Source organism: Protofrankia coriariae, assembly GCF_001017755.1.
In the GTDB taxonomy this organism is placed as follows: domain Bacteria; phylum Actinomycetota; class Actinomycetes; order Frankiales; family Frankiaceae; genus Protofrankia; species Protofrankia coriariae.
This window is the reverse complement of record NZ_JWIO01000013.1, coordinates 11,172-14,266: the sequence shown is the minus strand read 5'-3', so window position 1 is coordinate 14,266 and position 3,095 is coordinate 11,172. Positions and strand designations below refer to the sequence as shown.

General features: G+C 68.2%; 1 pseudogene. It reads left to right on the top strand.

Going from position 1 to position 3,095, the window contains the following annotated elements:
• The first annotated feature begins 249 nt into the window (after nucleotides 1-249).
• Nucleotides 250-3,037, top strand: a pseudogene (gene aceE, locus FrCorBMG51_RS09590) (pyruvate dehydrogenase (acetyl-transferring), homodimeric type).
• Nucleotides 3,038-3,095: the final 58 nt, after the last annotated feature.

The window sequence follows — 3,095 nt, the reverse complement described above, 5'->3', positions numbered from 1 at the left end:
TCGTCGGCGCGCCGCCCCGTCCCGCGGGGGCGGCGCGCCGACGACGGTGCGTACCCACGGCCGTCGATCCAGGTCAGTTCCCCAGCACCCCGCACACCCGAGAAAAATCATGATCGTGTGTTCTTCGACCGGGTGGGCCACAAGTAACGTCGGGAAGCGTGACGAGCCCCCCCGCGCAGAGCACGATGGAAGGGGACCCACTCACGACGAAGCATGCGCACAACGACCAAGTGACGTCAGGGAGAACACGTGGCGAAGGACAGCGGCAGGAGGTTCTCGGTCATCACCGACGGGCTTCCCAGCCAGTTGCCGGACATCGACCCGTCCGAAACCGGCGAATGGCTGGAGTCCCTGGACTCGGTGATCGACGAGCAGGGCCGTGGCCGGGCCCGATTCCTCATGCTGAAGCTGCTGGAACGGGCCCGGGAGAAGGCTGTCGGAGTGCCCGGACTCACCAGCACCGATTTCATCAACACCATCCCGCCGGAGCGGGAACCGTGGTTCCCCGGGGACGAGCACATAGAACGGCGCATCCGGGCCTATGTCCGCTGGAACGCGGCCATCATGGTAAGCCGTGCGAACCGGCCCGAATACGGTGTCGGCGGACATATCGCGACATACGCGTCCAGCGCCGCTCTGTACGAGGTGGGATTCAACCACTTCTTCCGCGGCAAGGACAACCTGACCGGCGGGCCCGGCGGCGACTCGGGCGACCAGGTGTTCATTCAGGGACACGCCTCGCCGGGTATCTACGCCCGGGCCTTTCTCGAGGGCCGGCTGACCGCGGCGCAGCTCGACGCGTTCCGCCGGGAGGGCGAGCCCGGTGGGCTGTCCTCCTATCCGCATCCCCGTCTCATGCCCGACTTCTGGGAGTTCCCGACCGTCTCGATGGGCCTCGGGCCGATCCACGCCATCTACCAGGCCCGGTTCAACCGCTATCTGCTGAATCGGCGGATCAAGGACACCTCCGGCAGCCGGGTGTGGGCCTTCCTCGGTGACGGCGAAATGGACGAGCCCGAGTCGATCGGCGCGCTCGGCATCGCCGCGCGCGAGGAGCTCGACAACCTCATCTTCGTCGTGAACTGCAATCTGCAGCGCCTCGACGGGCCGGTCCGCGGCAACGGGAAAATCATGCAGGAGCTGGAGTCGCTGTTCCGCGGCGCCGGCTGGAACGTCATCAAGGTGGTCTGGGGCCGCGACTGGGACCCGCTGCTGGCCAAGGACACCGACGGGGTGCTCGTCCACCGGATGAACACCACCCCGGACGGCCAGTTCCAGACCTATACGACATCGTCCGGCGCGTACATCCGGGAACATTTCTTCGGAGTGGACGCGCGGCTGCGCCGTATGGTCAAGGACCTGTCCGACGACGAGCTGCGCAAACTCTCCCGCGGCGGGCACGACTACCGCAAGCTGTACGCGGCCTACAAGGCGGCGACCGAGCACACCGGCCAGCCCACCGTCATCCTCGCCCACACCATCAAGGGCTGGACGCTGGGCAAGGACTTCGAGGCGCGTAACGCCACGCACCAGATGAAGAAACTCTCCAAGGCCGATCTCAAGGAGTTTCGCGACCGGCTCTACCTGGACATTCCCGACTCCGAGCTGGAGAGCGGCCTGCCGCCCTACTTCCATCCCGGCCCGGATTCGGAGGAGATCCAGTACATGCGGGAACGGCGGGCCGCGCTGGACGGCACGCTGCCGCGACGGGTCGTGCGCGCCCGGCCTCTCCCGCAGCCGCCGGAGTCAATCTTCGGTGACCTGCGCCGGGGCTCGGGCAAGCAGCCGGTGGCCACCACGATGGCCTTCGTCCGGCTGCTCAAGGACCTGATCAAGACGAAGGAGATGGGCGCCCGGTTCGTCCCGGTCATTCCGGACGAGGCGCGCACCTTCGGTATGGACGCCATGTTCCCGACCGCCAAGATCTACTCACCGCACGGCCAGCGTTACGAGGCCGTGGACCGTGAGCTCCTGCTTTCCTACCAGGAGTCCGAGTCCGGCCAGATGCTGCACGAGGGAATCAACGAGGCCGGTTCGATGGGATCGGTCATCGCCGCGGGCACCGCATATGCCACCCACGGGGTGCACATGATTCCGGTGTACGTGTTCTACTCGATGTTCGGGTTCCAGCGGACCGGCGACCAGATGTGGGCGCTCGGTGACCAGCTCGGCCGCGGCTTCCTGCTCGGGGCCACCGCGGGCCGCACGACCCTCAACGGCGAGGGGCTTCAGCACCAGGACGGCCACTCCCTGCTGCTCGCCTCGACGAACCCGGCGTGTGTGGCCTACGACCCGGCGTTCGCCTTCGAGGTCGCCCACATCGTCCGGGACGGCCTCGACCGCATGTACGGCGAACGCAGCGAGGACGTCTTCTACTACCTGACCGTCTACAACGAGCCGTTCCCGCAGCCGGCCGAGCCGGCCGGGGTCGACCCGGCGCAGATACTCGCCGGCATGTACCTGTTCCGGCCGTTCGCCGAGGCGGGCCTGCCGGNCGGGCCTGCCGGTACGGCCGCCGGCCGACACCGGCTCCTCGGCGGGCGGGTCGTCGGACGCCGAGCCGCCCCGCGCGCAGCTGCTGGCCAGCGGCACCGGGATGCGCTGGGCGCTGGACGCCCAGGAACTGCTCGCGAACGACTTCGGCGTACAGGCGGACGTGTGGTCGGTGACCTCCTGGAACGAGCTGCGCCGCGAGGCGCTCAGCTGCGAGGAGCACAACCTGCTCAACCCGGACTCGGTGGAACGCCGGCCGTACGTGACCCGGCTCCTACAGGGGGCACCCGGGCCGGTGATTACCGTCAGCGACTGGATGCGTGCGGTACCGGACCAGATCTCCCGCTGGATTCCCCAGGACTACTCCTCCCTGGGCACCGACGGTTACGGACGCTCGGACACCCGGGCGGCGCTGCGCCGCCACTTCCATGTCGACGCCGAGTCGATCACGGTGGCGACCCTGGAAGCTCTGACCCGCCACGGTGCGATCAAGGCGACGGTCGTCGAGGACGCGATCCGCCGGTACCGGCTGCGGGAGGCGTGACACCAGGAGGTGTCACACTGCGTTGAAGCCCCAGTGGCGACCGGCCGGCCGCCGACCA